Below are 26,626 nucleotides of genomic sequence, written 5' to 3'. Positions count from 1 at the left end.
CGGTGCTTCGGGGAGTGACTCACTCGAGCCACGGACGAACCCTGAACCATTATATCGATGCCGCGGCCCCTGCACGTATGGATGTCGTCAAGCGTGTACACATCGTGCCACTCGGCAACGAGTTCGACCGAATTCTCGAGCCGATTCGTGATACGCGGGCCGATCTCGTCTATCTGCTCGAACACGATGGTTTCGAAGACCAAGGCGTGCCAGCCTATCACGACGACCTCGTTCACGCACTCGAGGAAATTGCGACGGTCGAACGTCGTGCGTGTAACCTGAAAGATATCTATGGCGTCCTCGGCGTCATCACGACGCTCGCTGATGAACACGCCGACGACAACGTGTACGTCAACGTCTCGGGTGGTGGAACCATTGCGGCTATCGGCGCGACGATGGCCTGTATGGACGTCTCGACCGACGCGTCGGCATACTACGTCGAACCCGACGAATACAACCACGATATGGTCGGTGAGCCACTTTCGACCGGAGCCTCGGCGGTCTACAGCCTCCCGACCTATCCCATCGACTCTCCGACGCCCGATCAGATCGCGATGATGGAGTTTCTGGCCGACCCCGATAGCTGGGACGGGTACCACGACGCACGAACCACACCACCGAAAAAGAAAGACTGTATCGAGTATGCCCGAGACGCCGGCCTAACCTTTATGGCTGACCGTGCTCCGCCCGAAGCCCATCCCGGCGGCGAGGATAAGGGCGCGTTCCGCGTCCTCGACAGTCGGATCCTCGACCCCCTCGAGCGAGACGGCTACGTCGAAATCGAATCAGTTGGCCGCCGTCGCGTGATTCATCTCACCGAACAGGGCGAAAATGCCTATCGAGCGTTTCGACACAAACTCGAGTACGCCGACGCATACCGAGACGATTGATCGCCCAATCGATCCGCTCTCGTTTTATTACTGGCTTTACTCCTCGCCGGTATCGATGGTGACAGCCACTTCGGCGTGAGTCTCTCGTTCGTCGGTGCGAATTATTAGCTGGTAGGTTCCGTCATGTTCAGCCGTGAAACTCTCCCTTAGAGGTCCGCCACTCGAGACGTGATTGTCGTACAGCGTTCCGTCGGCTGGGTTACGAAACGTGACGTACGTGAAGCCACTGATTTCGGCCTCCGTATCGACCGCAATCGTGATCGTGTCACCCGGTTCGGCGGTGAACGTAATTTCGGACTCCGAGCGAACGGTCTCCTCGATATCCGGTTCGGCCCGGTCCAGAGCATCGAGACAGCCGGCGCACGCGATCCCAGTTGCCAACCCACAACCGACGAGAAATCCTCTCCGTTGCATGTCCCCTCATCACAAGGCCTCGATATAAATGGTAGCTTTCCAATATATCTCGTCTTTTTACCGAGAGATCGAATCGGCAGATTTGCCTTCATTCGAAGCCCACAGCGGACTGACCGACGCTACTCGTGGACGAGCAGATACAGGTCGACGCCCAGTTTCGCCATCTGCAGATCCGCTTCCAACCGCTCGAGGTGCGCCCGCAGTTCGGGTTCATCGAGTCGGTCGAGTGGCTGCTCGAGCAAGCTGGCGACAGCAGGGTCCAGTCCCTCGAGCGCAGACCCCGGACGGTACGGTGCACACGAGCGGTCGGACTCGAGCGCCGCGAGCAGTTCACGGACCGTGATCACCGTCCGGCGAAGCTGTCTGATCGTCTCTGAGGACGCCGGTGGCTGGAGAGTGTCGACGAGTACCGACTCGACGGCTGCGACGGCCGACTGGTCGACGTCGAACTGTTGACAGACGGCGTCTATGGGAACTGCCTGGTGGCGACCTCGAGCGGTGGCCAGTCGTAGCGCGGCCGCAGCCAGTACGTCGTCGGTGTACTCGTCGCCCAGTTGACGGGCCGCGTGTCGCGCTGCTGCTCGAGCGACGTCGGTGACGGCCGAGCAACCCAGTTGCTCGGCAGCGTCTTCGACACTCGAGACCGCACCAGGGGATGGAATCCTGTGATGTGACATGGTTATAGATTGGTTCGGGAGTATCTTATTGGTAAATACGAAAGTAACATAACCATCATAACTATCGTTACTAACGTAACTGAATGGGGGATTAGTCCGCTGTAGGACCCATCGACTATCGGAACCAGGGAAACGAGTTACACAACTCCCGTGGCGCCGCCTTGTGATAGCAAATGCAATGGTTTCCAATGGCGACGGTAGTGTCACGAACACCCGGCCGGAAGAAACCGTGGCGATGACTGACGAATTCGCCACGTTCAAGCCAGTCCCCTTCGAGAGTCGAAGCATGACGAGAGCAGTCTGGGTGAAAGCCGACGATGCCGTCGGTGACTGGGATGCCCGCCGCGCACGGATCACGACCGCCCTCGAGGCGGGAGCCGACTGGGTACTGGTCGACGAGGAGGACGTCGAGCGCGTCCGCGAACTCGGTGACATTTCGGTCGCCGCGTTCCGGACCGATGGCGACGTCACGCTCATCGACGATGCCGAAGACGAACCACCGACCGCACAGCCCGATGCCTACGTCATCGGCAAAGAAGGCGAAGGCGACGGAACGATCGATCTGCCGAACGACTTTTCCGGTTCGGCCGACCTCTCGACACTTCGTCGGAACACCGACCACGATAACGGTGCGTACGTTCGCATCCTCTCGAAAGACTACGAGGCCTTCGCGGAGGCAGCCGCCGAGGAAGCCGAATACACGCTCGTTATCGGCGAAGACTGGACGATTATCCCACTCGAGAATCTGATCGCCCGTATCGGTGCCGAAACCGACCTGGTCGCAGGTGTGACGAGTGCAGCAGAGGCCAAAACGGCGTTCGAGACCCTCGAGATCGGCGCCGACGCGGTATTACTCGACAGTGACGACCCCGACGAAATCCGGCGCACGGTCGAGGTTCGCGACGAAGCCGAACGCGAAACGCTCGATCTCGAGTGGGGAACGCTCGTCGAAATCGAAGCCATCGGCTCGGCCGACCGCGTCTGTGTCGATACGGGCAACCTGTTCGAACACGACGAGGGGATGCTCGTCGGCTCGATGTCTCGCGGCCTCGTGTTCGTCCACGCCGAAACCGCGGAGTCACCGTACGTCGCCTCCCGCCCCTTCCGGGTCAACGCCGGTGCCGTTCACGCCTACGTCCGGACACCCGATGGCGGGACCAAGTACCTCTCGGAACTCACGAGCGGGGACGAAGTGCAGGTCGTCGACACCGCCGGCCACACGCGCGAAGCCATCGTCGGTCGCGTCAAAATCGAAAAACGACCGATGTTTCGGGTCGCGCTCGAGACCGAAAGCGGCGACCGTATCGAAACCCTGCTCCAGAACGCCGAGACGATCAAGGTTGCCACCAGAGACGGACGCAAGGCCGTGACGAGCCTCTCACCAGGGGACGAACTGCTGCTTTATTACGAAGAGACGGCTCGTCACTTCGGCGAACCAGTCGAAGAGAGTATTATCGAAAAGTAAGCCGCGGGTTTCAACGAGCCCGAAACTGATTTTTTCACTCGAGAGGGACTCCTGGGGCCGTGTCACGGCAAATTCAGTAGATGTCAGTTCCTCTAGCCGGGAAGCTGTTACGGCGATGGCGTCTCGTCTTCGACCGGTTCGAGTCGCGTCGTACACCAGTGACAGAACTCGAGGTCCTCATCGAGTGGCCGACCACACTGGGGGCACGCCGGACCATCCTGGTCAGCACTCGGTCCGGACGCAGCGACGCCACGGAACAGCGTGTCAGTCGCGGCGAGCACAGCGAGAAACGAGAGCGCGATCTGGTCGATAGTGCTGGCTTCCTGGGTAAACAGCGCCACCAGTTCGCCGAGCGAGGAGACGGCAGTAATCTGTTCGGTGGTAAACGAGAGCGCCATCGCCGTGATGAACAGGCCAGAAAAGAAGAGCGCGCGAATCCACTCGCGGATCATCGCGTGGCCGACACCCGGCCAGAGCAACGAGAGTCCGGCAGCGATCAGAACGCGGACCATAGTCATACCTGTCCCATCGTTGGTGACCGTCGGTGTTAACGTTGCGGTTCCGCGTGACTATTCAGTTTTGGAAACACTTCACGTCACAGAAACGGCGAGCGGCTATCAAGCGTTGGAGATCTCTGGTGGCACGTCTCTGGCACCCAGTTTGTGCTGTCGGAGGTGATAGTGGTGGACGAGTGCCGAGATCCCGAACATAACGAGGACCATCGACGCGAGTACGAGGCCCGAAAGTCCGTCGAAGGGGTAGATCGGTCCCCAGGCGAGGACGACCAGGGCCGTACCAACGAGCGTCAAACCGAGATAGTACTGGCTCCACGGAATATCGTGTGCCGGGACGTACTCGAGGTACAGTTGCACCTCGTGTGCGGAATCCGTCAGTTCGACGGTGCCGCGAGACTGGTCATATTTGACGATGCCTGCGTCGTCCAGTTTTGGCAGGTGTGACTGTCGCAGCGCCGTATACACTCGTTTCCGTTGTTTCCAGGAGAGTGCCTCGACCGAGGTTCCGTACTCCCACGCTGAAATCGTATCCACGAGCGTTCGTAAATCGACACGATTCCCCTCGTGGCGTTTGAGATAGTAGAGCACCCAGCGCCGTCGCCGGTTGCTCAACATCGTAAACACCTCATCTCGAGAGAGACCCCCCTCGCCCTCCGACCCGGACGGCACTGTATTGGCTACTGTATTCATATGATCCGCGTATCCCCTGCCTGGAACGTCACGAATACCGCCATTAAGTAATCAGGGCGTAGGAACCGTAACGCGGTACCGAACCGGAAACAGGGTATCCATACCCGTTCGTGTATCGAGTACGCCAAAAGGCGCATAGCTAAAAATCGGGTTTGAGGGGCCGAGAGGCGCGATATCCCTCTTTTTCGTACACGAGAACAGAATCTGCAGCGAACCTCGAGAAGCCGCTCGGGCAACCCTCGAGAGTCGAGAAATGGCCGCCTTCGACCTGTCATTTTCGGACACATGCGTATCAGGCAACTGCTGACGATATTGCTCGGGGCGCATACACAAACCCCAAAACGATGTGGATGAGCGCAAGCGTGTTGGCGACCGAGGACTGCGTCGGTCGTCCGACAACGTGCCATCCACTCATGAACCGAAGACACTTCCTGCTCGGCTCTGGGAGCGCGGCCATCGGGGCGACAGCGCTCATCGGCACCGGTGCGTTCACCGGTGTCGTCTCGAAACGCTCAGCAAAGATCAGCGTCGCACACGACCGGGACGCCTATCTCGGCCTCAAACGGAGCGATGGACCGAATCGGAGCTTCGTCGATTACGACCGAAAAAACCACCTTCGAATCCGCATGGACCGAAAGAATCCAACGGAGGGTGGCGGTGTCGGCGTCAACTCAGATTCGACCTCCTGGTTCGATAACCTCTTTCACATCTGTAACCAGGGGAAAGAAGCCGCGAAAATCTTCATCCTGAAGTCCGGGCCCGAACCTGATCGCGTCACGTTCTATCATGGTGGCCACGACACTGGCTACGAGATTATCGGGGGACAGACCCTGGAGGTGAGCGAGTGTCTCGAGGTCGGACTGTTCACGCACACGAAGAGCATCAAAGCACCACAACGGTTGCTCGATCACGTCATCATCATCGCCGTGGCCAAGAGCGCGTTCGGGAAAGAGACCCGCCCGAAAAAGCTGCTCGAGTCGGTCGAGTTGACCGATAAAGATCCCGACGACTGGGTGTTGAACGGACCATGACCGAGGAAACCCCGCTCACTCGCCGACAGCTGCTCGCCACGCTCGGTGGCGTCGGCCTCGGACTCGGCGTCGTCGGGCTCGGGGCGATGGCCGGGTGGTCCGACAGCTCCGCGCCGACAGTGCAGACGGACGACGACGATATGTCGCTCTATGACATTCGCGGCGACGAAAGCGAATCGCCACCCCCGGGTGAAACCGAACCCAAACAGACCGCAATTGAAATCTCGATGCCGAAAGGTGACCTCGAGCGCTTCAACTCGAATTCTGTCTCGTTCCGCCACGACGGCTTTTTCGTCTGTAACCGGGGGAAAGAGGCCGCGACCGTCTGGATCGACGCCGACCCGCCGACGAACGACCGTGGCGAACCAGCCGTTCGGTTCTATACCGATGGCGACCTGGGTAATCCGATAGATAGCCCCAAACAGGCCACGACTCTCGAGCCCGATAGCTGCCTGACCGTCGGCATCATGACCAGAACGATGGGGATTTCGGGGGAGACCACATTGCTCGAGGAGGTGTACGTCCGAAGCGAACGCGAGAGCTAATAAGATTCACTGGCCTCTCCCTGGTGAGCCACTACTGGATCGGTACTCACCAATACTCAGTGACGACAGAAACCCGCACTCTCGTGCATCGAGGATTCCCTCGTCGTTCCGTTACCGAATCGGTCACCCGTGTGGATGGCGTGGTGGGCGGCATTGGGCTCCGGCCAGAGAAAACCGTGCGAAACTGTTTCCGCTCTCCTTTTCAAAACGATTCGGCTTCGAAGACAGTCACTACCTGTTGACAGTCACTCATTACTAAGGTCGGTAGCCGACCCGACCTCGAGTGTGACTCGCTCGACTGTGAAACCGATGGCTATCGTAGCGGACTCGAGTGTCTCGCTTCTCGAGTTACAGCGATTCGATGAGATGAGTGTCAGCTCCGTCCGTGCACACGCGAGTCAGTATGGGAGCGCCGCCAGCAAACCTGGCGAGTCAGTTACTACGCCCACTGGACACTCGTCACGTGGACCACCTGACAGCGGTCGAAACCGCCGACGTGACTCGAATGGAGAGTGTGAAACAGTGGACACGTGGTTGGGTCTCGAGAGGTGGCGCTGATGGACGGGCGCCGGCTGCTCACACTGTGCGGAACGGCACTTGCCGTGGTCATCGTCTCGTTGCTGGTGTTTGGCTCGATACTCGGGCAGCCGATCCTGTTGTCCTTCGTCGAGACGGGGAGTATGGAGCCGACAATCGACGAGGGAGATGGTTTCATCGCCATCCCGACGGCTGTCGCCGGTCCGGTCGAGTCGGGCGACGTCGTCGTTTACGACGCCCAGGAGATCGACGGCGGTGGACTGACGACCCATCGGGTTGTCAGTAGCTCATCTGGCGGCTACGTCACGAGAGGTGACGCGAACATGGTCACCGATCAGGACAGTGGCGAGCCACCAGTCACCGACGGACAGGTGGTCGCCAAAGCCTGGCAGGTCAACGGCCAGGTCGTCACCATCCCACACCTGGGAACGGCCGTTATGGGCGTCGAGTCCGGGGTCGAATCGCTACAGTTCCGGCTAGCATCGACTCTCGGTACCGGCGCACTCCTTGGCTCGTTCGGCACCTCGTACCTCCTCTTTGGCTTCGGAATCGCCGTCCTGGCCGTCTCGGCACTCCTCGACCGCTCAGGAGTGGCCACTCGCTCCCGAAGCCGCCGCCGATCACGCCAGGACGTCTTCAACGCCAAACGGGTCGTCCTCGCCATGGGACTCGTGCTCTGTCTGGTCACAGTGGGAACGATGATCGCCATGTCCGGCTCGACCGAGATCGGGTTCGTCAGTAGCGAGTACGACTCCGGCGCGTCACACGTGATCCCTGCCGGTGAAACGGACGACAGGACCTACGAAATTGCTCACAACGGACCCGTCCCCGTGGTCACCGTCGTCGAGCCCGCAAGCGACGGGATCGGCGTCGACGCTGAGCCGACTCGCCTCGAGCGAGGTGAGGGATTCAACGCAACAGTGAGCGTGACGGCCCCGCCCGAAACCGGCTACTACCTGCGCTCGTTCGCAGAGTACCGCTACTTCGCGGTGTTGCCGACGCCGGTCATCGTCGGCCTCCACGGCATCCATCCATGGCTCGCGGCGGCCGCCGTTACAACCGTCACTGTCGGAATTTTCGTCCTGCCGTTCGCGCTGCTGATCGGGACCGGCGCGATTCGAACCAGAGAGCGGCGACGCTCGAGTCCCACCGGCTTCCTGAGGTGACTCCAATGTACACGATAACTTCGAAACATCGATTCGGGGGGTATTGGCTATGAACAGCGACCGTGCAGGGATTAGAGCACGGGCCGCGCTCGATCAGTGGTTCGTCCTCGTCGTCGTCGTGTTACTCGCCCTGAGTGCCTTCGGCGGCTGGATGACCTACTCGGCCTACGCTGCCGAGCCCGAACCCGCCGACCAGCGAACCGTGGAGGTCTGGTCGACGACGGGTGGGTACCAGCACAGTGCTACCGTCCAGACACCGAATCCGGTGTTCGAGGTGGGTGAAGAACTGACGAACCAGCAACTGTACTACACGCGACTCATGCCCGAACTCGAGGGCGAATTCACCTACCGATACGATGGGGCTGACGGTGACGTCGACGTGCAGACGACCCTCGAGCAGGAAGTGCGATCCGTCGATAGCGACGGGAACGAGTACTGGTCAGTCACGGAGCCAGTCGCCCAGGAGCGCGTCGAGGGGCTCGAGCCCGGTGACGCACAGTCAGCCGATTTCACCGTCGACGTGCCCGGGGTCGCCAACGAGACGGACCGAATCGAATCCAGCCTGGGGAGTACACCGGGTGACATCGAGACGGTGCTCGTCGCTCGAGTCACCGTTTCGGGAACCATCGACGGCGAGTCGGTCGAGCACCGGGATCGATACGAACTGCTCGTCGAACCCGACGGCGACACCTACAGCGTCGACGGGCCGATGAACGAACGCTACGCCGAAGAGCGCACCGAAACCGTCGATGACGACGACGTGGCCGCAGGGTTCGAGCCAACCGATGCCGCCGGGGGTATCGTCGTCTTGCTCACTTCTCTCGTCGCACTCGGCGTCCTGACGACGAAAAAATACCGCGGCTCGCTCGCCCCATCCCAGGCCGAAGTCGAGGCCGTCCAGCGCGAGCACGAACGCGAACAGTTCGACGACTGGATCACCCGCGGCGTCCTCCCGGACGAGGTGTTCACGAAGCCGCGAGTGAGTGTGGACTCGCTCGAGGGGCTGGTCGACGTCGCCATCGACTGTGACAAACGCGTGATCGAAGAGCAGACCGAGGACGGTCCGTCGTACTGGATCGTCGACGATGGCGTGTTGTACGTGTACGAGCCCGTCGAGTCGGTGGTGGAGGAGGTTGAAGGGGCCGAGGATGACCGAGATAAATTCGACGACGCTGACGAAACAGCAGGGCTCGACTCTTCGGAGGCGGCCGTTCTCGGGAATGCAGAGGAAGAGTCGGTCTCACAGGAAGACGACTGATCGAATCCGATTTACCCTCTCAACCGTTACCTGGTTTTCGAGCCGTTGTATCGGTTCCTAGGGTTACGAGGCATCTCCCAGTTTCAGAGCTCAAAGACGCTGTCGAATTAGGTGAACGATTCCGAGCTGGCCACGAGTACATGTGCTCTTTCCATTGCCGAGGGTCGGGTTCGAGAGCGGAATGTCGACCTGGAGTGGCCCTTGCGGTCGACGACAGTTACACTCGAGTTCGGCGAGTTCGGGCGGCCCTCGACGTCGAACCTATCAAACCGTTCACTGTTCGTCGTCCCCCGTCTCTAACGCTTGAGGTGCAATACGTGATGCTCGAGAAATACGCGGCCGTTGAGGACAAATCTTGGAAAATAAAAACCGTTTCCCGGAGTGTGTTACCGCAGGTCGATCCCTGACCCTGGAACGCCTTTGTAACCAGACGTATCGAACCGCTTCCGTGGCCAGAACGAGCCTCGACGCCGGTCAAAAACCGGATTGGAATGGGACGATCCTTTCTCAATACGCAGTCGTGGGCACGTCGTCTTCGTCTTCAACACACACGCCAGTGTTACCGATGTTCTCCTGTTCAACGAGGTAGTTGATGAGATTCATCTCGAACTCCTCACATTCCTTGCCCGGATCGATACCGCTACTTCCCACTTCCGTTCCGTTCGTGGAGAGGATAATCGGGTTACACTGCTCCTCAGTCAGGAAGTAGTAGCCTGGAATCCACGGTTCGTCGCCGTCGCCTCTCGTGGCGTTAGCACACACGTTCAATGCGCCTTCGGCCTCGTGACCAACGCACTCCCACCGCGTGTTGACCGGGAAGTTGTTTTCGTTGTAGACGCGCCAGAGGTAGTATTCCTGCTCGTCCACCTCCATCGAGCACATTCCCGTGACGGACATCGAGTCGGGTTCGACACGGTCTCCAAGGTCGCCAAGGTTGTCCGCATCGGCGTTGATGACGATTTCGTCACCGATATCGGAGAGAAGCTGGTCGCCTTCCTCGAGTCCTTTCGTTAGGGTTCGAAGGCCGATACAAACACACTGCCCCACCCCAAGCGGGAAGGCGTTCTCGGCGCCGACGATCGAGTCTTCCTCGTTGCCGTCGATGTAGAAATCGACTCGAGGCATGCCATCGTAGTCGGAGTAATCGCCCTCCAGGTTATCATCATCGACCATCGGCCAGTCTTCATCATCAATCCAGATCCCGACTTTCTGCTTGCCCTGGTTGCAGATCTGGAAGACATCGTCGAAGTAGGTGAACGAATCCGAGTTTACCCCTTGACCTCCCGCGTCAGTAGCGTTCTCCGGAGACATGTCGATCTCGAGGTGGCCCGAGTCGTCGATATTCGTATAACTCGAGTTCGGACTATCCGGACACCCGTCCAAACCGAGATAGGCATCCGGATCCTTTGCCACTTCGATCTTTACGCGTCGCTGCGACTGAATTCTCGTAAACGCGCCGGAGCCCAGCAGGGCACCGCCACCGATGGCGGAGCCGCCGACCCCAACGAGGAATTTGCGTCGTTCCATGTGTATCACGTGTATTCGCGTCCGTTCCCCCACTGCCCGACAGACTGCCGTTCCGTGAGGCCCGAACGCGTCACTCGAGTGAACATCGGACCACCCCTTGTGTATACACTGCCAGCAGTCTCTACACCCAGTCCCTGCAGTGAGTCAGTCAGAACGTTCGTCGCGACCGGTACGGTTGTCCATCTGGTATGTGCCAGTTACCCAACTACTGTGAGCGGCTACCGTCGTGACACGGACTGCATATAAAAAACCCCGAAGGGTGTCTCCTCGAGCATGGTAGTACGTCACTCGAGTGCCTGGACGGCTCGCTCGAGCACAAACTGGGTGATGAGCCGATGAAACGACGTCGATTCCTCACCGCAATTGGGGCTGGAAGCGTCGGTACTGGTGCACTGGTCGGCACCGGAAGCTACGATACGATTCGATCACAGCGTCGGGTGAAACTCGAGGTGGATGGTGAAGAGATTGATCGACGAGAGATCAGCTTCGTTGCGTTCTGTATTGCAATCGAAGACCTCGAGGAGGGAGATACTCACGAAGATTTCACTATCACGCCAGACGAGTTCGAAAATGATGATCTCGTTGGTATCGAATGGGATTCTGGAGAGATTCCCGTCCAGACCGTTGTCCTGAAAACCGGACCTGAGTTCTTCAATTTCGACGTTTCAGGGAGCACTTCTGGAACAAACATCGTTGGTAACCGTGGAGATGGAGAGGAAGGTAACGACCAGAGCCCACAAACACCGTGTGGATTCGATGACGGGTTCTGTAGCGTCAAATTTAATTGGGACGGTGAATCGTTCGAGTGGGATCCTGGACAAGATGATTGCTTCGAAGACTAACCAAGATGGGTTGTGGACCACTATGGGCTATTGAAGGAACCACATCTCAAAACACACGCTGGTAAACCACCTCGAGTCAAGTGGTTCAAAACGCTTTGATTCTCCTACGCTCTTGAGGCAAGCAGCGCGCTCCCCATTTAGATTCTTGAGAATTGGAAATTACTATTTGCCCAAGGGTACGGACTCCCTGAAAATCGTCTTAGAGGCCCTGTCGAGACGACATGAACTCTATATAAAAACCCCACAATCACATCGCCTCACTCGAGCAGCGACACGACACTGCTCGTGAAACAATGGAACGACGAAAATTCTTGATCGGGGTCGGTGGCAGCAGTCTCGGTGCGAGTGCCATCATTGGCTCCGGCGCATTCACCAGAATCGAGTCGCAGCGACGCGTAAAGATCGAAGTAGCCGAGGACCCGGACGCTTATTTGGGGCTGGACGGCTGTCCAGATAGCGACAACTCGAGTTACACCGAAATCGACGACTCGGGACATCTCGCCGTCGAGATGTCGCCCGAGAACGAAAATTCGGATAACGACCTCGGTAGTGGGATCAACTCCGATTCCTTCACCTGGTTCGACAACGTCTTCCAGATCTGTAACCAGGGGAAGCAGGATGTCTGTGTCTGGATCGATGCCACGGTTCGCGAGGCGATCCAGAAGAAACAGGACGAAGACTACGAAGACGAAGACATCGTCGACTTCTACCTCGGTGGGAACCGCGAGCAGTCACTCGTCGGCGAAGAAAACGGCATTTTGCTCCCCGTCGGGGAGTGTATCTGTGTCGGTATTGCCACCGTCACGAAGGGCCTCGACGCAGGCGACCAGTTACTCGAGGACGACGAGATCGTCATCAACGCCGATGCGGATGCCGAATGTGATTCCGAAATCGTCGATAATGGACGAACGGCGATTAGCTTCGCCGCGTTCTGTTCAAGCACTCCCCCCACTCCAACGGCAGATAATATCACCATCTCCAACATCGTCTTCAAGACCAACGACGAACTCGAGCCGGTAGGGTTCAGTTGGGATTCTGGCGACGTCCCGATCGATAGAATCGTGCTCAAGGGTGGGCAGGAGTGGTACGTGTACAACTTCGACCCAGCTCAAACATCCGGGTTCGTCGAAATGGAAGGAGAAGACGCAGATGCATATGAACAGCCTGATGACCAAGATCAGTTAGATGACCTGGAAATTTCTGAAAGTACACCCTGTGGAGATGGGTTCTCTGGTGTCAAGTTCGAATGGTTTGCTGACACCGGGTTCACCCCAGAAAACGACTGAAAAGGCGCTTCAGCTAATTATTATACGCCTTTTGTAGCCACTACGAAGACACTACCTTCACGAAACCTGGCTGAGTAGCTGGTCACCACACGCTTCACACTCGAGTGACTCCCTCGTCCGGGTCGAACAGCACGATTCGACCGTCTTGCTCGTGCCAGTCAACTGCCCCTGGCACGACGGACACTCCTCGAGGAAGACACGCAGTGCCGTGATCAACGCACCCTGCTCGTCGGAACTCAGTTCGGTCCATTCGGGACAGCGTTCCTCGAGGACGGGAACGACGGTGAGGTCGGCCAAAAACGCGGCCTCCGAGGGCCACAATCCGATTCGTTCGCCTTCGTACGTCGCAGCGTACCCACCCATCGAGTCCTCGAGGGCCAGGTCCGCAGGGTCCACTTCGAGCCGGGCGGCCAGGCGCTCGAGTCGGTCCTCGAGAGTGTCGACGCTCGAGCGCTCCTCTTGCCACCGATTTTGAAACGAGGGCTCGAGACAGAGGTCGTCTTCGTCGGGACACTCGACGGCAATCTCGCTCTCACGGAGAAACGTTTCCAGGTCGAACGCTTCATCGTGTTCGGATTGCGGTTCGTCGTGATGGGTCCCAAACAGTCGATGCACACGCTCGGGAAGATACCGTTTCGTCAACTCCGGTGTCCCAGGAACGAGATAGCCTCGAGCGCCGATCAACAGGACGGAAAGTGCCAGCACAAAAAGCCCGACGTACCAGGATGCGAGCAACCAGCCAGCGACAGCCAGTATCACCGCAAGTATCGTATTGATCACGGTACAGGGCAGACACCGATTCTCGCCGGTGTATTCGGGTTGTCGAAACGACTCGAGCGTATTTCGCACGGACGCGTCCATACCCACACCATCATCGACACGTGCCATTGGTATGGATTCGTTACTGTCTCGAGTGACTGACTGTCACGCCAGTAGCACACCTACGAAATTCAGTCACTCGAGACTCGCTACCAACCCAGCCAACGTCTCGAGGTCGTACTGTCCGGGCGCGGTCGCATTCGCCGGGTCGACGGGCGCGTAGCCGATTTTCGATCCGTAGATGGGCGCCACCGCTCGAGTGTGTCGCCCCACTTCGCCCATCGCCATCGTCGCCACCCGGTCTCCGTGTACAGTCAGTTGTTCGGTAGCCGACAGCACCGCAAGCGTGTCGGCTTTCGATTCGGCCGTAACGGCCAGTTTCGCGACGTCGGCGTACTTCCCGGCCTCAGTTAGCGTCCGCACCAGCTCGGGTCGCGAGGGTGTCCCCTCGAAGTCGTGACTCGAGGCGATCACCGCCACATCCGTTTCGTCGGCCACCGCGAGCACCCCGTCGGCATCCCCCTCGAGGATCGAGTGGAGTTCGACGTCGATCGCTTCCACGGCATCGATTCGGGCGGCTTCGGCGAGCGCCTCGAACCGTCCTGCATCCGGAGCCTCCCCACCCTCCCACTCGGCCCGGTTGGTCGCCAGAATCGGCAACTCGCCCGCGTAGTCCTCGAGCGCCGCCAGTGGATCTTCGGCCAGGTCCATCCGAAACTCGAGGCAGTCAGCGTGGGCTCGAGCCTGTGGCTCCTCGGTGAGATCGGCTGTCGAGGCGGCAAGCGTAAACGAATCGAAGTCCATACCGTTGACTCGAAGTCGAGCGGCAAAAAAGACGCGTCGACGGTGGTATTATCGGACGGGAAAGACCGCCAGAGATCGACCGTTCCGAATCAGGCCAGACCGAGGGTTTCCTCGGCCTCGAGCAGTTCGTGATAGCGGTTTCGGATCGTCACTTCGGAGATGTCGGCGACGTCGCTGACGGCGGCCTGCGTGGTCTTCTCGTTGGTGAGCAACGCGGCGGCGTAGACGGCTGCGGCGGCGAGGCCAACCGGGGATTTGCCGCTGTGGACGCCCTTTTCTTTCGCGTTTCGAAGCAGCGCTCGAGCGCGGTGTTCGGCCTCGTCGGAGAGTTCGAGTCCGCTCGCAAACCGGGGCACGTAGCTTTCGGGGTCGGCGGGCTGAACCTCGAGGCCGAGTTCGCGGACGACGTAGCGGTAGGTGCGGGCAATTTCGTTCTTCTCGACGCGGCTGACGTCGGCGATCTCGTCGAGGCTGCGGGGGACGCCGGCCTGTCGGGCGGCGGCGTAGACACACGAAGTTGAGACACCCTCGATGGAACGGCCGGGAAGCAGGTCTTCGTTGAGTGCGCGCCGGTAGATGACGCTGGCCGTCTCCCGGACGTTGTTCGGGAGGCCGAGTGCGGAAGCCATGCGGTCGATCTCGCCGAGGGCCTGTTTCAGGTTGCGCTCTTTGCTGTCGCGAGTGCGGAATCGCTCGTTCCACTTGCGCAGACGCTGCATTTTCTCGCGCTGGCGGCTGCCGAGGGAGTTACCGTAGGCGTCTTTGTTCCGCCAGTCGATGTTCGTCGACAGCCCTTTGTCGTGCATCGTGTTCGTCGTCGGTGCGCCGACGCGGGACTTTTTGTTCTTTTCAGCGGAGTCGAACGCTCGCCATTCGGGGCCGCGGTCGACGGAATCTTCCTCGACGACGAGGCCACAATCTTCACAGATAGTTTCGCCGTGTTCGTCGTCGACGACGAGCTGGCCGGTACACTCCGGACACGCGAGGTCGCTACCTTCCTGTTCGGTGGTTTCTTCTTCGGTTTCGGTGCGTCGGGCTCTCGTGGATAGTCGTGAATTCGACATGATGACAACTTCCTCCCGCCCGAGCCAAGATGTACGTTCGGACGGATTCGTTACCTTCCGTGTTCATAGGACCGATATATAAAGGTTTCGAAGATAGACCATGATATCCCTCAGAAAGTTGGAATTCGTCCGATTTGGCATTAACAATCCAAACATTAAAGTGCGATCATGAGTCGGCCTGACATGGGTTGTGCACCTCTCGAACCCAGCTGCGCAGAAGGCAGACAGTCCAATAACCGGCTCTCAGAGTGGTTCGTCACGCCTGTACGAAGACTGATCGATTCGGCTCAACGCTCCCAAACCTGACTGGTGGGCGAAACCGATCTCTGGTATCCGGATCCACCCAGAGGTCGACGGTTGGGAGGGCACGCTAGACGTTCGCGCCTGAGGGAGGGCCGAGCCAATACATCGAATATATGTGTATCTACCCAGCACCACAAGGTATGAAATTCGTCGTCGGGAGCCAAAATCCCGTCAAAGCTGCCGCCGTCGAAACCGCTCTCGACCGATACCAGCCGACTATCAGGTCCGTGGCAGTTGATTCGGGGGTGAGCGAACAGCCGAGCACTGTCGAAGAGACGATATCCGGGGCCAAAACCCGGGCAAAACGAGCGTTTGCAGCTGAGAAAGGGGACTACGGCGTCGGCCTCGAGGGTGGCGTTGCACGCTTCGACGGTGAGCTGTATCTGATCATGTGGGCTGCAATCACTGATGGCGAACGGATCGGCTGTGGGTCGGGCCCCTCACTTCGACTCCCGGAGGTCGTAAGCGCCCATCTCGAGGCGGGACGGGAGCTCGGTCCGGTGGTAGACGATCTGCTAGGAACTGACGACATTGCCCGCGCCGGCGGTGCCGCTGGCGCGTTTACTGATGGATTAATCGACCGTGAAGAGGCGCTTGCAGGGGCAGTCGCCTGTGCATTTGGCCCGTTCGTGACGAACGAGTACGACCGGTAGACGCACTCTGAACCGCTACTCGGTGAGTGCCGACGTTCTGGGAAAGCACGAGTAAATGTTACAGGCGAGCCTGTGACGGTAATAACCTGTTAGTCGAAGAAACAGCAGATTACCTCGAACGACCCGTTCCCCACAACCGTCATGGATGGATGAAAGTCGCCAGCAGCATCGAATTAACCAGCTGTACCAACCTCTCCCTCGGGTATCCCCGACCGGTGGCCTTCGACCGACAAAACCGATAGCAGTCGGAGGGTTAACCGCCTGTACCAAACCCCCTAAGTCGGCGTCTCTCGATGGAACAGGTATGAGTACTGCAACGGCACCTGACCTCACGACGAAGCAACGCCAGATCCTCAGCTATCTTCGTGAAAACGCCGTGACCAAGACCTACTTCAAATCCCGTCTCATCGGTGAGGAACTCGGAATGACGGCCAAAGAAGTCGGCGCGAATATCACCGCCCTCCAGCACGCAGAGTACGATATCGAGATCGAAAAGTGGGGCTACTCCTCGAGCACCACCTGGAAGGTCGTCGTCTGATAACGGGTTTTTGCTATCGACCCGCGACTGAAACTCGTGGGCTTCCTCGTCAAAGCTCTGCGACTACGCTCCGTGAGTAGGCAAACAAAAACTCTTCGAGTGCTATCCGTGATAACTGATGAGTTTGTCCGCCTCTCGAGCCAGCGATGCCGTTCGTTCGTCGAACGAATCGGCATAGCGAACGAGCAACAACAACACCGTTTCGGGCCGTTCGACGGCATAGCCATCCGTTCTCGAGAGGAGACCGGCGTCCTCGAGTTGTCCGGCGTACTTACTCACGGTCGGGGCCGATACCTCGAGTACGCTCGCCAGGTCTGAGGCGCTCGAAGACGGGTTCCGAAGCAGTTCGACGAGCATTCCGCGTGGGGTACTCCGACGGAGATACCCGAGGGCGTTTTTCTCGAACGAATCGAATCGGTCCGCCGGGACGAACCGCTTGTAATCGCCATCGCTGTACGATTCAACGACGTCGAGTTCCTCGAGTCGACGAAGGTGGTGTTGGGTTTCCCCCGTGCCCAGACGAAGATCGTCACGGATTTTCGAAAAGTGGGCACCGGGAGTCGTCGACAGGTACCCAGCGATTGCGTCTCGAGCATCGCTTTCACCCGTATCAGCCTGTGCAGACTCCGAAAAACGAGCCAGTGGCGACGCTGCACCGACGGCCGCAAACCGTCGTAAGGTCGCTCGCTTCGTCTCGTCTACTTCCTCGGAGCCTGTCATGCTGTTCCTACGAGATAAAAGAGTCCGGGGGTAAAACGCGTTTCGCTCCAGTTCGTACACTGCGAGCGGAAACTCACGAGTGTGTAAGCGTTGGGGAACGGCTCCCACCGTCCGCAGTTAATCGGCTATACCGAGTCGCTCCCTCGAGCAACGAGACTCACAGTAAGACGAGGGACGCCAACTACGCACACGAGGGTGGCGAAACGAGACAAAAATCGCGGACGAGTCGTTCAGTACGCAGTCACGAGTCGACGTCTGAGCCGAACAGATGGGGTCGATTCACCCGTGCAGGCGGGGCGAACCCCTCAGTTCTTCGTATCGTCGCCAGTCGTCACCTGCCCGTCGCCGGAGCCGCCATCGAAGTCCTGGCCCATCTCTTCGATGACGTCGTCCGAATTCGATATGCTGGTGGTGTCTTTGCCTTCTTTGATGGCCTGGGCCTGTTGCTCCATCGCTTCGAGGTCCATCTCGGCTTCCTCGTCGATTTCGCCGATGATCTCGCTGATGTCGTCCAGCCCGATGAGTTCTCGAGTTTCGTCGTCGAACTCGAGACTCTCGAGGGTCGCTTCGCCGTCTTTGACGTCGCTCCCCGAGAGGTGTTTGCCGTAGCGACCGATCATCGAGGACAGTTCCTGTGGGAGAACGAACGTGGTCGATTCGCTCTGGCCAATCTCCGAGAGCGTCTGCATGCCCTGGTCGATGATGGCGCGCTCGCCCATCGATTCGGCCGACCGAGCACGCAGGACTGTCGAAATGGAGTCACCCTGGGCCTCCAGGATCTGGCTCTGTTTTTCACCCTGTGCACGGATGATCTGGCTCTGTTTGTCACCTTCTGCCTTCTCGACGGCACTGCGGCGTTCACCCTGTGCCTCGAGAATCATGGCACGGCGTTTTCGCTCGGCGGAGGTCTGTTGCTCCATCGCGCGCTGGACGTCTTTGGATGGGTTGACCTCCCGGACCTCGACGCTCTCGACACGAATACCCCACTCGTCGGTGGGTTCGTCGAGTTCCGTGCGGATGCGCGCGTTGATTTCTTGACGCTTGTTCAGCGTGTCGTCGAGTTCCATGTCACCCAGTACAGCACGAAGGGTCGTCTGAGCGAGGTTCGAGACCGCTGTTCGGTACTCCTCGACCTCGAGGAACGCCTTTTTCGCATCCATCACTTTGATGTAGACGACGGCGTCGGCGGTCACTGGCGAGTTGTCTCGCGTGATCGCTTCCTGGCGAGGGACGTCGAGCGTCTGGGTACGCATATCGAACGCGTACGTCTTCGAGACGAACGGCGGGACGATGTTGATACCGGGCTCGAGGAGCTTCCGATATTCACCGAAGACCGTCAGTGCCCGCTTTTCGTACGCATTGACGATCTCGATGGCACTGAGGAGGGCCGCGAGCACGACGACGAGTACGAGAGCTCCGAGAAAGAGCCCGAACGTTGCCGCTTGTGTGAGTATCAGCTCCGGAACCATGAGAGAGCCTTACGGCGGTGGAGTAAAAAGGGTTCCCTTATTTTATCAACATATTCCTGACACTGTCGGTCATCAGGATTTATCGGTTTCCGTCTCAGGTTCAGCCGTCTCGTTCTCGGCGGAGGTGGTAGTATTTTCACTCGCGACATCCTCTTCATTCGCGGCGGCTTCGCGTGCGAGCTCCCGGTCGATGCCGTCACTTTCGATTGCATCGAGGGATTCGACAGTCAGGACGTTGCCGCCACCCGGGTCGAGGACGATGATTTCTTCACCTTCCTCGATAGTTCCTTCGTACGCACGAGCACTGTAATAGGGGGCGAACCCGCCCTGATTGAGTTTGACTTCGCCACCACGGCTGGTGACGGTCTTGGCCACGTAGCCCGTCGTTCCGGACAGCGAGTCGGAATCTTTGGTCTGTGCGGTCCCTTTCCCGCCGTAGAAATCGAACTCGTGATAGACGTACGCCGCAGCGATACCGATCACCAGCGTGATCGCCGCGAGAACGAAGGGGCTCAGGGCGATTGGGAGCAAGACACCGACGAGGCCAGCACCGACTAACGCGACACCGATGACGATGAGATGTGCACCTGGAGAGAGGGCCTCGAGCACCATCAGCACCAGTCCGGCAGCCAGCAACACTACCGGAAGATTATCGACGAGGAGTTCGAGCATGTATTGAGGTTGGGTCTCAGCCCGATTAAAGGTTTACCGGTCAGAAGCCGACGACAGATTGGAGCCGAAACATGATTAGGATCATCAAAACGGCGCCGAGAAGGACGAAAATCGCGTTTTCGAGCGAGGGCGATTCGGGTTCGATAATCCGATCGCTTGGCTCTGGACCGAACTCCTCGGACGCAGTACCGGTTTCGGCCGCAGATTGTGCCGATTCAGTATATCGATTTCGCTCATCAGCTGTCGCAACCGGAATGCGGTCCGGTTCGACAGGTTCGGTGGTCCGATCAACCTGCTGGCCTCGCTCGTGAGTACGGCTCTCGTTCCCTCCCCCTACCCCGGAGTCCCCGTTCGAGCCGTCAGCAGGTGTCTCGCCGGCCCCATCGTCACTCATGGCTGAACAGTATCGGGCTGGCGGCAAAAGTCCGCTGGTCCGGCAATCGTATCCGGTCAACTCTTTCACGAAAAGATAGCTCGTCAACAACCCCGACCGCAAGGATCGGGGTTCTCGTCCTGTATCGCCTATAGAGAGTTGCAGTCTCTTTCTGTTCAGCAATCACCCCGGTCCGTGGTTGACCGGTAGATAACTCCGTATCAGTCTCGGGTTCGCTTTCCGCGCACGTCACCATCGTAGACGACACCGCGTTCGCCATCGATGGTAACCGTCCGGCCGTCTTCCAGTCCGGTCAGGTCAGCATCGGAAACCATTGGAACGCCGATCTCTCGAGCGATCAGCGCCGGATAACCGGTCATACCGGGGCGAGCATCGATAATGCCGCCGATCCGCTCGAGTTCACCGTCGAATTCGGCGTCGAAATCCGGTCCAAGCGCCAGAATAGCACCGTCCGGAAGTTCCGAGAGATCGCCATCGGTGAGCCGTGCGATCGGTCCGGTTGCTCGCCCATCGACGACGACCCGACCCGTCTCCAGCGCCTCCGCAGCGACGTGGACTTTCATCATGTTCGTGGTTTTGGCCCCCTCGAGTTCGGTCATCATCCCACAGAGGACGACGACGGTGTCCCCGCTCTGTGCGATTCCCTCTTCGAGGGCAGACTGGACCGCTTTGGAAACGACGGCGTCGGCACCTTGATCAGAGACCCGTGCGTACACGGGCGAAACACCCCACGACAGGGCAAGTCGGCGCCTGACATCGTGACTCTGTGTCGAGGCGACGATCGGGACCCCTGGCCGATAGGTGGCCACTTTGCGCGCGGTGTAACCGGATTCGGTCGCCGCAACGATCGCATCCGCGCCGATGTCTCGAGCGAGATACCGAGCCGAGCGCGCGAGGGCGTCCGTCCGTGCATCGCCCGCCGCCGGGACCCGTTGCTCGAGGAGTTCGTGGTACTCTTCTGACCCTTCCACCTGTGTGATGATGCTGTCCATCGCCTCGACGACGGCCGTTGGGTGGTCGCCGACGGCCGTCTCGGCCGAGAGCATGACCGCATCGGTGCCATCGAGGACGGCGTTTGCCACGTCAGACGCTTCAGCGCGAGTTGGCCGCCGAGAATGGACCATCGAGTCGAGCATCTCCGTGGCCGTGATCACCGGTGAGCCGGCGTTTTTCGCCCGTCGAATAATCCGCTTTTGAATCATCGGTACGTCTTCCATCGGACACTCGACGCCGAGATCGCCGCGGGCGACCATCACACCGTAGGAGGCATCGATGATCTCCTCGAGGTTGTCCACTGCCCCCGCGCGTTCGATCTTCGAAATGATTGGAATGTCCGCGCCGAACTCCTCGAGCGTCTCGCTGACTTCGTAGACGTCTTCGGCATCCCTGACGAAACTCGCAGCGACGAAGTCGACCTCCTTTTGGGCAGCCAGTTTGAGGTCCTGCCTGTCTTTCTCGGTAACGACGTTGAGGTCCAGATCGACACCGGGGAGGTTGACACCTTTCCGACCGCCGAGTTCGCCACCGGTTTCGACGAACGCCGTGATTTCGTCTCCGTAGACCTCGCGCACGGTGGTTTCGATGAGGCCGTCATCGAGGAGAATTCGGTCCCCCGGCTCGACCGACTGGATCGAGACCGACAGCCCAACCCTGTCCGAAGAAACGTCATCCCCCTCGAGAAATGTAATCTCTGACCCCGTCTCGAGCGTGACCGTTTCCCCATCGGAAAGTGGCGCCGTTCGAATCTCAGGCCCCTGGGTGTCGAGCATGACCGCGACTGGGCTCGATGTCTTTTCGTCCACTGACCGAACGCGATCGATCAGTTCGGCCCGATCCTCGAGCGTGCCGTGGCTCGCGTTCAGCCGTGCAACAGCCATTCCAGCTGCAGAAAGATTACGGATCGCTGAACGGCTATTCGTCGCCGGACCGAGTGTACAGACGATTTTAGCGTTTCTCATAAGCGCCCGTTGCAGAGGGGTACGCAAAAAGGTACTGTCGTCACGACAGTCCGGCGATGACTGGATAGCGCAAGAGATACCGAACGATACCGAGGGCATACGCAAGCAACCAGAAGAAGACGTAACCGAACACGCCGATCCGCAACCGACGTCGCCAGGCACCCATGTGTTCGTGCAGATCGTTGAGATCGACGTCCTGCGTAGGGTTTCCATAGAGGTCGTGAGCGAGCTTGACCTGCAGAATGCGCACGATGCCAGTCAATCCAACGAGTAACATCGCGTACGCTTGCAAGCCGAAAAAAGCGTGGACAGCGACGAGCCCCCCGATCTGATCTGCAGCTCGAGGAATCATCCAGACCAGAACCGGAAGCGTGTTCAGCGTTAGTCCGACGGCGATGACCTTCAGATGGTAGCTGAGTACGCCCCAGGTGACGATGTCCGCATCGATCATGATCCACGCACCCCACAGATAGAACGGGAAGCTGGCTGTCACCATTACGAGCGCCGCAGTTGCGATAGCCAGCTCCGAGACCATACCCGAGAGTCAGCAAGCGTGACGAATAAACGAAGCGAAAGCGGAACGTCCGTGCAGCGCCACCGCACACGAATACCCGAACCGGTTCGGTGGACGAACCGTTGCCAACCGTCACGCTAAGGATGCCACGACACGAAGGGGAACCCATGAGCGACGCCTCAGAGAGCGAGGCCGAGGAGCACGCTCTCGCCGACGAAAGCGATGGTGACCCGCCGGCGAACGGCGGGACATCTCAGGACGGCGAGGCCAGCGACGAAGGAGGACACACCGAGGATGCCGACCTCGAGGCGCTCCGGAAACAAGTCGAAGAAAAGTACGACTTCGATAACTTCACGTCCAGAGATATGGCCGAGATGACGGCCGAAGAGTGGGACGTTGCTTTCGATGCTGAGACGTGGATTACTGGCCCTGAATTGCTCGAGCGCGTCGAGAACGAACTCAAGACGAAGATCAGCGAACGGGACGTGTTCGCCACCCTCGAGTACGCGACGGTAGACGGAACGCGGTGTCTGGTCGCGTACTCGGATACCGATTACGCTATCGTGTTCCCGAACGGAACCGTCGAAGGTCGAGGAACCGTCGTTCGCGACGTGAAACCGACGGTTGCGCTGTGTTCGATGGACAGTTACGACGTGGCGGAACCGCCGGAGAACTGGCACCTTCCCGAGCCAGCGTCGATGCCGGAGGAGAGTAGCGAGCTCGGTAACTGGATGTTACAGCTCCTTGCTGGCTCACAAATTTTGATTGGGCTGGCCGCAATTGCTCTCTGGATAACCGGCGGCCTCCGAGCCCAGCTCATTCTCGGCGTCTTCGGTGCCGTCTTCATCGTGGTCGGGCTCGTGCTCTTTCTGGTCGTCGCAAACGCCCGCCTCTCAGAACGGTTCCGTTCCGAACAGTACGAACAGCGGCTCCGCTCGATCGGTTCCGGTGAACGGCCGTCGTTCCTGCCACTCGAAGACGAAGCATTCGACGAGCCTGCACCGCCTCGAGACGCGCTCGAAGATGGAAGCTGAGAGTCGCCGGTAGTTAGCCATTTCGAAGCGACTCGACGGCCGCCCGTGGGTCGCTCATCGGTGGGTTTAAGCAAACCCGTTCCTGAGAACATCACGTATGAAGAGGCGGGAGTTTATGGTAGCGGCAAGCGGTGTGACCGGGGGTGCCGTAGCCGCGACTGCTGCGACACCCGTCGCGGCGCAAGAAGATGAGAACGGTGACGGCACCGAAGCAAACGGTGATGACGCCGAAAACGGAGCCGAGGGCGAAAACGGCGCCGATGGCGAAAACGGCGACGAAGAAACCAACGGGAACGGCGCAGCCGCCACCGGTGGTGGCACCGAGTTCGTCGAGGTCGGGGACAACTACTTCGAGCCCGACGAACTGACCATCGAACCCGGAACGACGGTCGTCTGGGAGTGGGTCGGCGTAGCCGACCACAACATCAACCCGAGTGAGCAGCCCGAAGGCGCTGACTGGGAAGGACACCCGGACCTCAAAGCCGACGGCGACTACGAGTACACGTTCACCGAAGAAGGCACGTACGACTACGTCTGTGACCCCCACGTTGGTGTCGGGATGGTCGGTTCGATCGAAGTGACCACCGATGCCGACGAAGCAGCCGCAGTCGCCGATGTCGACATCGACGAACTCGGGATTCCGATCCAGAAACACTTCGTCGGTATCGCTTCGTTCCTCGCGATTTTCGTCTCGTTCGTCTTTACGTTCTACCTGTTGAAATACGGCGAATCGGCACACACCAGTAGTCCAGGGAGGAAATAATCATGTCATCGTCAGGATCCACGTACGGCGATATCCACCGATACGAGCCCCCGCGTGAGAGTACCGCAGCAGCGATTGCAATCGTCCTGTTGACGTTCGTCCAGATCGTGTTCGTCTCACTGTTCGTGTACGGACTTGCAGCGAACTGGGCGATCGCTGGTCTCGACGGCGGTGACGGAAACATCCTGCTCGGATTCCTCCTCTCGGCGATTTTCATCAACCTCGGATTCATCTTGCTGTTGTATCGGAAGGAGTTTCTCCCCGACGTCATGATCGTCAAAAAGCGACGACGCAAATGGGAGGACCTCTACATCAACGAAGAGGACGTCGAGGGGACCACGCTCGTCGATAGCGCTGGCGCGTGGGATACCGTGAAACGAGCAATCTACCCATACTACAAACGATAACCATGGCTAACGATGATAAATACCCGGTCGAATCAGATCGACGACGGTTCGTGAAAGGCGTCGTCGGCGGCTCTGTCCTTTCGGGCGTGCTGGCGACGGGCGCCGTGACCGTCTCGAGTGCAACCAACCCCACCGGCGGCGGTGGTGGGATTATGAACTATTTCGGGGCGAACAGAACGCTCGGGCCGGCCCCCCGTGGCCTTCCACAGATTCCGATGGAGATCAACGACGACGGTGAACTCCTCGGTGTTTGGCCCGAGCCGGAAAGTGAAACGCTAGCTGACGGTTCGGAGTACGTCCGCTCGGCGTCCGAAATCGGCGGTGTCGAGTACACCACCGAATGGTACCAGTACTGTGGCCTCCAGACGTTCGATGGCGTCGTCCCGGATGCAGACGGTGAAGACGCGCTGTTCCGATACGACGCAGGTGGCTACGACTGGATGGACGACGTTAGCCAGGGCGAGGCGATGCTGACCGAGCACTTCGAAGATTACGACGAGTTCGATACTGCTATCGGCGACCCTGGACAGGGAAAGCCCGCCACTGGCACCTGGCGGTCACAGAACGTTCCGCCGGAACAGACCGTTCCGATCCTGGTCATCAAGACCGATCAACTCGATCTGGACGGGATGGACGAACGCACACAGAACTGGATCGAAGCGTCCTGTCCCGAGGATGACGATGGTGGCCGGTACATCGCGTACGTGAACAAGTGTACACACTTCTGTTGTGTCCCAGGATACAGAAATCTCGGCGGCGCACCCGACTTCGGGGCAGACAACAAAATCTACTGTAACTGCCACAACTCGGTATACGAACCGTTTAATCCAACCGAAGACCAGTTCGTGTCGCTCCCACGACCGGAGGGTAACTAATGAGTCTCGAGCGAAAAGACGAACACGACCACGGCGCGTGGCTCGCCACGAAGGACCTCTCCGTCATCGAAAAGACGTATCTGATGACGCTGATCTGGCTCGACCGTCGACTACGAATCGTCGACTACCTCGAGTTACTGGAGGACATGTACTACAAAATCAACCTCCAGATGCCAAAGAGCCACACCGAACAGTACAATCTCGACAACAAGTTCTGGTACTGGTATCCGTTGTACGCTCTGGGTTCGTTCTCGGTAATCGCGTACATCGTCGCCGCCGTAAGTGGTGCATTGCTGGGGTTCTATTACGCGCCATCCACAGCTGGCGAGACACCGGAAGCCTACCAGACCATCGTCGCGATCATGAAAGACCTCAACTTCGGATTCATGCTCCGAAGTATCCATCGCTGGTCTGCACAGGTGATGACGGCAGCGGTGTTCTTGCACATGCTCCGTGTGTACTTCACCGGGTCGTACAAAGAGCCACGCGAACTCAACTGGCTGATCGGCATCATCCTGCTCAGCCTGACGATGGTGTTCGGATACACCGGCTACCTGCTCCCGTGGAACCAGCTGGCTTTCTGGGCCGGGCAGATCGGTGTCGAGATGTCGCTGGCCGTCCCCATCGTTGGTGAGTGGACAGCACAGCTGTTGTTCGGTGGCTTCAGCCTCGGACAACCGACGCTCCAGCGGATGTACATCCTGCACGTGTTCGTCCTGCCATTTGTCGTGACAGGGCTGATAGCCTTACACATCGGCATCGTCTGGATGCAAGGAATTGCGGAACCACACTAGTA

At 58.9% G+C, this 26,626-nt stretch carries 29 protein-coding genes; 15 read left to right on the top strand and 14 right to left on the bottom strand.

The genetic code is table 11. From position 1 onward, the window contains the following. Nucleotides 1–77: 77 nt before the first annotated feature. Nucleotides 78–890, top strand: a complete 813-nt coding sequence (locus NLK60_RS00935) for an HFX_2341 family transcriptional regulator domain-containing protein (RefSeq protein ID WP_254809031.1) — start codon at nt 78–80, stop codon at nt 888–890. A 36-nt stretch (nt 891–926) separates the two neighbouring features. Here NLK60_RS00935 and NLK60_RS00930 read toward each other — a convergent pair whose 3' ends face one another. Next, the gene (locus NLK60_RS00930) at nt 927–1,304 is read right to left on the bottom strand and encodes a hypothetical protein (RefSeq protein ID WP_254809030.1); all 378 of its coding nucleotides are present in this window, start codon (nt 1,302–1,304) and stop codon (nt 927–929) included. A gap of 119 nt (nt 1,305–1,423) precedes the next feature. Beyond that, nucleotides 1,424–1,981, bottom strand: a complete 558-nt coding sequence (locus tag NLK60_RS00925; protein ID WP_254809029.1) for a hypothetical protein — start codon at nt 1,979–1,981, stop codon at nt 1,424–1,426. A 286-nt stretch (nt 1,982–2,267) separates the two neighbouring features. On the opposite strand from NLK60_RS00925, the gene NLK60_RS00920 reads away from it, so the two are divergent. Then, nucleotides 2,268–3,446 carry a 3-dehydroquinate synthase II gene (locus NLK60_RS00920; RefSeq protein WP_254810516.1) on the top strand — a complete coding sequence of 393 codons (1,179 nt, stop codon included), beginning with the start codon at nt 2,268–2,270 and terminating at the stop codon, nt 3,444–3,446. Between the two features lie 107 nt (nt 3,447–3,553). Here NLK60_RS00920 and NLK60_RS00915 read toward each other — a convergent pair whose 3' ends face one another. Both NLK60_RS00915 and NLK60_RS00910 read right to left on the bottom strand, forming a co-directional pair. Beyond that, a complete protein-coding gene (locus NLK60_RS00915) occupies nt 3,554–3,964 on the bottom strand; it encodes a zinc ribbon domain-containing protein (RefSeq protein WP_254809028.1) in 411 nt (136 codons plus the stop codon). A 99-nt stretch (nt 3,965–4,063) separates the two neighbouring features. Continuing rightward, nucleotides 4,064–4,651, bottom strand: coding sequence for a DUF7344 domain-containing protein (locus NLK60_RS00910; RefSeq protein ID WP_254809027.1), 588 nt, complete (start codon nt 4,649–4,651; stop codon nt 4,064–4,066). 350 nt (nt 4,652–5,001) lie between these two features. On the opposite strand from NLK60_RS00910, the gene NLK60_RS00905 reads away from it, so the two are divergent. From NLK60_RS00905 to NLK60_RS00890, 4 genes are all read left to right on the top strand, one after another. Continuing rightward, complete coding sequence (locus NLK60_RS00905; RefSeq protein ID WP_254809026.1) at nt 5,002–5,682, top strand: hypothetical protein; 681 nt, start codon at nt 5,002–5,004, stop codon at nt 5,680–5,682. Further along, nucleotides 5,679–6,227 carry a hypothetical protein gene (locus tag NLK60_RS00900; protein WP_254809025.1) on the top strand — a complete coding sequence of 183 codons (549 nt, stop codon included), beginning with the start codon at nt 5,679–5,681 and terminating at the stop codon, nt 6,225–6,227. The genes NLK60_RS00905 and NLK60_RS00900 overlap by 4 nt, the downstream gene beginning before the upstream one ends. A 557-nt stretch (nt 6,228–6,784) precedes the next feature. Then, entirely contained in the window at nt 6,785–7,930 is a 1,146-nt protein-coding gene (locus NLK60_RS00895) for a signal peptidase I (RefSeq protein WP_254809024.1), read from the top strand. A gap of 49 nt (nt 7,931–7,979) precedes the next feature. Then, entirely contained in the window at nt 7,980–9,188 is a 1,209-nt protein-coding gene (locus tag NLK60_RS00890; protein WP_254809023.1) for a DUF5305 domain-containing protein, read from the top strand. A gap of 507 nt (nt 9,189–9,695) precedes the next feature. Here the strand turns inward: NLK60_RS00890 and NLK60_RS00885 are convergent. After that, nucleotides 9,696–10,715 carry a DUF1102 domain-containing protein gene (locus NLK60_RS00885; RefSeq protein WP_254809022.1) on the bottom strand — a complete coding sequence of 340 codons (1,020 nt, stop codon included), beginning with the start codon at nt 10,713–10,715 and terminating at the stop codon, nt 9,696–9,698. Between the two features lie 335 nt (nt 10,716–11,050). On the opposite strand from NLK60_RS00885, the gene NLK60_RS00880 reads away from it, so the two are divergent. Both NLK60_RS00880 and NLK60_RS00875 read left to right on the top strand, forming a co-directional pair. Beyond that, nucleotides 11,051–11,557: a hypothetical protein gene (locus NLK60_RS00880; RefSeq protein ID WP_254809021.1), complete on the top strand. Its 507-nt coding sequence runs from the start codon at nt 11,051–11,053 to the stop codon at nt 11,555–11,557. A gap of 293 nt (nt 11,558–11,850) precedes the next feature. Further along, the gene (locus NLK60_RS00875; RefSeq protein ID WP_254809020.1) at nt 11,851–12,843 is read left to right on the top strand and encodes a DUF1102 domain-containing protein; all 993 of its coding nucleotides are present in this window, start codon (nt 11,851–11,853) and stop codon (nt 12,841–12,843) included. Between the two features lie 57 nt (nt 12,844–12,900). Here NLK60_RS00875 and NLK60_RS00870 read toward each other — a convergent pair whose 3' ends face one another. The 3 genes from NLK60_RS00870 to NLK60_RS00860 all read right to left on the bottom strand — a co-directional run bounded on the left by NLK60_RS00870 (nt 12,901) and on the right by NLK60_RS00860 (nt 15,530). Beyond that, on the bottom strand, nt 12,901–13,731 hold the full coding sequence (locus NLK60_RS00870) for a DUF8054 domain-containing protein (protein WP_254809019.1): 831 nt from the start codon (nt 13,729–13,731) through the stop codon (nt 12,901–12,903). Nucleotides 13,732–13,797: 66 nt separating this feature from the next. Continuing rightward, nucleotides 13,798–14,466, bottom strand: a complete 669-nt coding sequence (locus tag NLK60_RS00865) for a type I 3-dehydroquinate dehydratase (RefSeq protein ID WP_254809018.1) — start codon at nt 14,464–14,466, stop codon at nt 13,798–13,800. Nucleotides 14,467–14,555: 89 nt separating this feature from the next. Continuing rightward, a complete protein-coding gene (locus NLK60_RS00860; RefSeq protein ID WP_254809017.1) occupies nt 14,556–15,530 on the bottom strand; it encodes a transcription initiation factor IIB in 975 nt (324 codons plus the stop codon). Between the two features lie 443 nt (nt 15,531–15,973). Here NLK60_RS00860 and yjjX point away from each other — a divergent pair, with 443 nt between their 5' ends. Together yjjX and NLK60_RS00850 are read left to right on the top strand one after the other, a co-directional pair. Further along, nucleotides 15,974–16,486 carry an inosine/xanthosine triphosphatase gene (gene yjjX / locus NLK60_RS00855; RefSeq protein ID WP_254809016.1) on the top strand — a complete coding sequence of 171 codons (513 nt, stop codon included), beginning with the start codon at nt 15,974–15,976 and terminating at the stop codon, nt 16,484–16,486. Nucleotides 16,487–16,790: 304 nt separating this feature from the next. Next, nucleotides 16,791–17,024: a DUF7123 family protein gene (locus NLK60_RS00850; RefSeq protein WP_254809015.1), complete on the top strand. Its 234-nt coding sequence runs from the start codon at nt 16,791–16,793 to the stop codon at nt 17,022–17,024. Nucleotides 17,025–17,126: 102 nt separating this feature from the next. On the opposite strand, the gene NLK60_RS00845 is transcribed toward NLK60_RS00850, so the two are convergent. The 6 genes from NLK60_RS00845 to NLK60_RS00820 form a co-directional block, all read right to left on the bottom strand. After that, nucleotides 17,127–17,744, bottom strand: a complete 618-nt coding sequence (locus NLK60_RS00845) for a winged helix-turn-helix transcriptional regulator (protein ID WP_254809014.1) — start codon at nt 17,742–17,744, stop codon at nt 17,127–17,129. 305 nt (nt 17,745–18,049) lie between these two features. After that, nucleotides 18,050–19,213, bottom strand: a complete 1,164-nt coding sequence (locus NLK60_RS00840) for an SPFH domain-containing protein (protein WP_254809013.1) — start codon at nt 19,211–19,213, stop codon at nt 18,050–18,052. A 72-nt stretch (nt 19,214–19,285) separates the two neighbouring features. Then, complete coding sequence (locus NLK60_RS00835; protein ID WP_254809012.1) at nt 19,286–19,885, bottom strand: NfeD family protein; 600 nt, start codon at nt 19,883–19,885, stop codon at nt 19,286–19,288. 40 nt (nt 19,886–19,925) lie between these two features. Next, a complete protein-coding gene (locus tag NLK60_RS00830; RefSeq protein ID WP_254809011.1) occupies nt 19,926–20,279 on the bottom strand; it encodes a DUF7312 domain-containing protein in 354 nt (117 codons plus the stop codon). Between the two features lie 200 nt (nt 20,280–20,479). Next, entirely contained in the window at nt 20,480–22,237 is a 1,758-nt protein-coding gene (gene pyk / locus NLK60_RS00825; protein ID WP_254809010.1) for a pyruvate kinase, read from the bottom strand. Nucleotides 22,238–22,277: 40 nt separating this feature from the next. After that, entirely contained in the window at nt 22,278–22,772 is a 495-nt protein-coding gene (locus NLK60_RS00820) for a DUF7321 family protein (protein WP_254809009.1), read from the bottom strand. Nucleotides 22,773–22,918: 146 nt separating this feature from the next. Between NLK60_RS00820 and NLK60_RS00815 the strand changes: the two genes are divergently transcribed. The 5 genes from NLK60_RS00815 (at nt 22,919) to NLK60_RS00795 (ending at nt 26,624) form a co-directional block, all read left to right on the top strand. Further along, entirely contained in the window at nt 22,919–23,785 is an 867-nt protein-coding gene (locus NLK60_RS00815; protein ID WP_254809008.1) for a DUF7319 domain-containing protein, read from the top strand. Nucleotides 23,786–23,882: 97 nt separating this feature from the next. After that, nucleotides 23,883–24,548 carry a plastocyanin/azurin family copper-binding protein gene (locus NLK60_RS00810; RefSeq protein WP_254809007.1) on the top strand — a complete coding sequence of 222 codons (666 nt, stop codon included), beginning with the start codon at nt 23,883–23,885 and terminating at the stop codon, nt 24,546–24,548. A 2-nt stretch (nt 24,549–24,550) separates the two neighbouring features. Beyond that, the gene (locus tag NLK60_RS00805; RefSeq protein ID WP_254809006.1) at nt 24,551–24,955 is read left to right on the top strand and encodes a DUF7318 family protein; all 405 of its coding nucleotides are present in this window, start codon (nt 24,551–24,553) and stop codon (nt 24,953–24,955) included. Between the two features lie 2 nt (nt 24,956–24,957). After that, a complete protein-coding gene (locus tag NLK60_RS00800) occupies nt 24,958–25,830 on the top strand; it encodes a Rieske 2Fe-2S domain-containing protein (RefSeq protein ID WP_254809005.1) in 873 nt (290 codons plus the stop codon). Then, nucleotides 25,830–26,624: a cytochrome b gene (locus NLK60_RS00795; RefSeq protein ID WP_254809004.1), complete on the top strand. Its 795-nt coding sequence runs from the start codon at nt 25,830–25,832 to the stop codon at nt 26,622–26,624. The genes NLK60_RS00800 and NLK60_RS00795 overlap by 1 nt, the downstream gene beginning before the upstream one ends. Nucleotides 26,625–26,626 lie beyond the last annotated feature (2 nt).

Source organism: Natronosalvus amylolyticus (genome assembly GCF_024298845.1).
GTDB classification, from domain to species: domain Archaea; phylum Halobacteriota; class Halobacteria; order Halobacteriales; family Natrialbaceae; genus Natronosalvus; species Natronosalvus amylolyticus.
This window is presented reverse-complemented; position numbering and strand designations above follow the sequence as displayed.